Below are 4,030 nucleotides of genomic sequence, written 5' to 3'. Positions count from 1 at the left end.
CTCGCCGGGGCTCGACGCCGCCGGTTCGATCTCAGGCACGGTCAAGGTGACGGGTGCGCCGGCGAACCCCGCCATTGTCTTCAACCTCGACGCGGCCGGCGTGCGGACCTCGCAGACGCGCGGTGCCGGTGTCGGTGCGGTGAGTGTCTCCTCGTCGGGCACCTTCGGCGGCAACAAGCTGACCTTCAATGCCAATGTCGGCGATGGCGCCGGCCTTGGCCTCAAGGGCGGCGGCACCGTGACAACGGCCGGCACGCCGTCACTGGTGCTCGACTTCAATGGCGTCGTGCCGTTCGGCCTGCTCAGCCAGAAGCTGGCCGCGCAGGGTCTGTCTTTGTCTGGAACCGCCAATGTCAACGTGCAGGTGCGCGGTCCCGCGACATCGCCCGTCATCGGCGGCAGCATCAGCACCTCGGGTGCGCGCCTTGTCGATGCGCGCTCCGGCCTCGCCGTCAACGATCTCGCCGCCGATGTCTCGATTGCCGGCGGCGTCGCCAGGATCAACCGGCTGACCGGAACGCTGTCGACGCGCGGCAGCCTGTCGGCCAGCGGCACGGTCGGCATCAACCCGGCGCAGGGTTTCCCGGCCGACCTGTCGATCAAGCTGGTCGACGGCCGCTATACGGACGGCAGGGTGGTGACCGCCAATCTCGGCGGCGACCTGACGATCAAGGGACCGCTGACCTCCGCACCGGTCATCGCCGGTACCGTCAATCTCGCCAAGACGGTGATCACCGTTCCCGACAAATTGCCGGGCTCGCTGGCGGCGCTCGACGTCAAGCACAAGAACGCGCCGGGCGCGGTCAAGGCGCAGGACAAGGCGCTGCGGCCGCCGACGACCAGCGGCAAGGGCGGCGGTAGCGGCCTTGCGCTCGATGTCACGGTCAACGCGCCGAATCAGATCTTCATCCAGGGCAGGGGCGTTGATGCCGAACTTGGCGGCTCGCTGAAGCTGACCGGCCCGGCCTCGTCGCCGCAAGCGGTCGGCACCTTCACCTTGCAGCGCGGACGACTGTCGATCCTCGGCAAGCGGCTGACCTTCACCGAAGGCACGGTCGGGTTTTCCGGCTCGCTGGTGCCCTATCTCAATTTGACGGCGACCACGACGACGACCAGCGCCACCGTCACCATCGTGGTGTCGGGCGAAGCGACCAATCCGAAGTTCACCTTCTCCTCGGTGCCGGCGCTGCCCGAGGATGAGGTGCTGGCGCAATTGATCTTCGGCCGCTCGATGTCGAACCTGTCGCCGCTGCAGATCGCCCAGCTCGCCGAAGCGGCGGGGCAGCTGGCCGGCGTCGGCGGCTCGACGTCGCTGCTGGAAAACCTGCGCAGCGCAATTGGCGTCGACGATCTCGACGTCACCACCGACGACCAGGGCGGCACGGCGGTTTCGGCCGGCAAATACCTCAACGACCGCACCTATGTCACCATCCAGAAGGGCGACAAGCCTGGCTCGGGCAAGGCGACGATCGACCTCAATGTCGGGCGCGGCGTCAAGCTGCGCGGCGAGGCCAACGATGCCGGCGAAGCCAAGGGCGGCATCTTCTACGAGAAGGAATACTGACAGTCCGGCGGGGCTTTTGGCCTCATGGTGGATCGATTCTGGTGCTGTGCGGGCCAGAGTAAATGTCTCAGTTTAATCGACTATCGCGATTCCAGAAGAATCCGTCGGACAGTAGCAAATTTGCGCCAAGACTGTCGTTATCACGCGAACCGCTCCCCTTTCAAAGTTGCACATTCCCTAACATGTTCTCAATCCACGCCGTCTTTGACATCATGGCCTGGATGCGGAATGTTAAAAGGCGGAAAGCCAACAATGGGAGTTAAGTCATGACAATTTATAAGAGTAATGGCGATCGCGTTCCGGATCACATCCTGGCCATGGCCGAAGAAGCCAAGGCAGGCAAGGTGGACCGCCGCGAATTCCTGGCCATGGCCAGCGTCTTCGGCGCATCGACGGCAATGGCTTACGGCTTGCTCGGCCTCGCCGATCCGACGCCGGCGAAGGCCGAAGAGGTAAAGGGCAAGAAGGGCGGCACGCTGAAGATCGCCCAGTGGATCAAAGATCCCAAGGACCCGCGCAAGGCCGACTGGTCGGAAATCGCCAATGCCGAGCGCCAGGCGCTCGAGCCGCTGGTCAAGTACACCTCCGAATACACGTTTCGCCCCTATCTGCTGGAAAGCTGGGACGTCAACGACGACGCCACGCAGTATACGCTGCATGTGCGCAAGGGCGTCACCTGGTCGAATGGCGATGCCTTCACCGCCGATGACGTCATCTTCAACCTGAAGCGCTGGGCTGACAAGAAAGCCGAAGGCAATTCCATGCCCGGCCGTCTCGGCTCGCTGGTCAAGGACGACAAGCTCGACGAGAGCGCCGTGACCAAGCCGGACGACCACACGGTCGTGCTTAAGCTCAGCAAGCCGGACATCGCGCTGATTCCGAACATGTGCGACTATCCCGGGCTGATCGTCCACAAGACCTTCGATGAGAAGGGCGGCGACTTCAAGGCCTGCCCGATCGGCACCGGTCCGTTCGAACTCGTCTCCTACGATGTCGGTCAGAAGGTGGTCTACAAGCGCCGCACCGATGACAAGTGGTGGGACGGCGAAGTGTTCCTCGATGGCCTGGAATTCATCGACTACGGCACCGATCCGGCAGCCATGGTCAGCGCTTTCGAGGCCGGCGAAGTGCACACCAACTTCGAGACTTCGGCCGACTATGTGTCGATCCTCGACGGCATGGACCTGGTGAAGTCGGAAATCGTCACCGCGTCGACCATCGTCTGCCGCACCAACGTCAACAACAAGCCCTATGGCGACCAGAAGGTGCGCAACGCGCTGCAGCTTGCGGTCGACAACAATGTCGTCTTGCAGCTCGGCTACGGCAATGCCGGCTCGGTCGCCGAAAACCACCATGTCTGCTCGATCCATCCGGAATATTACGAGCTGCCCAAGGTTGCCCGTGATCCGGCCAAGGCGAAGGCGCTGATGGCGGAAGCCGGCCAAGCCGACTTCGAACACGAGCTGATCACCGTCGACGAAGACTGGCATAAGAACACCGGCGATGCGATCGCCGCCCAGCTGCGCGACGCCGGCATCAAGGTGAAGCGCACCGTTCTGCCGGGTTCCACGTTCTGGAACGACTGGACGAAGTATCCGCTGTCGATGACCAACTGGAACATGCGTCCGCTCGGCGTCCAGGTTCTGGCCATCGCCTATCGCACCGGCGAGGCCTGGAACGAGGCCGGCTGGTCGAATCCGGACTGGGATGCCAAGCTCAATGCGGCGCTCGCCGTTGCCGACGCCGCCAAGCGCAAGGACATGATGAAGGACATCGAGCAGATACTGCAGGATTCCGGCATCATGATCCAGCCGTACTGGCGCAAGCTCTACAGCCACTCGGTGAAGGCGGTGCAGAACTACAAGATGCACCCGACCTTCGAGCGCGACTACGGCAAGGTCTGGCTCGACCAGGCTTGATATCGCATCGACATGGAGGGAAGGGGCTCGCTCCCTTCCCTCGCTCTTTGCATTGTCCGTCCCTGCTGGTCCGCACATTCTCAAAAAAGTTGCGGACTCGCGGGCAAGGCCATGCAACAAAAACAGGGTTGATCGCATCCGAAGGCCTGTTTGACAGCCAGCCCCGCCGGTCACGGCAGGGTTGGCTTTCATAGCCGGCTCAAACCCCAACCCATCGGCAGGGGGCCGCCATGCTTTCCTTCGTTATCAGGCGTCTTGGCACCATGGCATTGACGATGCTGTGCCTGACCATGGTCGTCTTCTTCCTGATCAACCTCGAACCCAATCTGAAGAAGCTGGCGATCAGCCAGACCGAAATGCATACGTCGGCCGAGCAGCTCGAGAGCTGGCTGGTCAACCATGGCTACCGGCAGAACTTCTTCGTCCGCTACGGCCAGTGGCTTGGTGTCTTGCCCAAGCAGCCGGTAACCGACCCGGCGACCGGCAAGCCGGCGCAGCGTTTCTCCTTCTGCAACGATCCGCTCGTGCCGACCTTTGCCGGCGTTTT

Annotated in this window: 2 protein-coding genes and 1 pseudogene; all 3 read left to right on the top strand. The window is 62.8% G+C overall.

Annotation, left to right across the window (positions count from 1 at the left end; translation table 11 throughout):
* The coding region (locus tag EN994_RS21055; protein ID WP_206530442.1) for a translocation/assembly module TamB domain-containing protein at nt 1-1,564 on the top strand (1,564 nt) is incomplete at its 5' end.
* 266 nt (nt 1,565-1,830) lie between these two features.
* Nucleotides 1,831-3,483, top strand: coding sequence for an ABC transporter substrate-binding protein (locus tag EN994_RS21050; protein WP_013530882.1), 1,653 nt, complete (start codon nt 1,831-1,833; stop codon nt 3,481-3,483).
* 230 nt (nt 3,484-3,713) lie between these two features.
* Nucleotides 3,714-4,030, top strand: a pseudogene (locus EN994_RS21045) (ABC transporter permease); the annotation flags it as partial.

The sequence above is a fragment of the Mesorhizobium sp. M7A.F.Ca.CA.002.09.1.1 genome, assembly GCF_003998555.1.
Taxonomy (GTDB): domain Bacteria; phylum Pseudomonadota; class Alphaproteobacteria; order Rhizobiales; family Rhizobiaceae; genus Mesorhizobium; species Mesorhizobium ciceri.
Note: the sequence above shows the minus strand (reverse complement) of the source record. Positions and strands in the feature narration are given on the sequence as shown.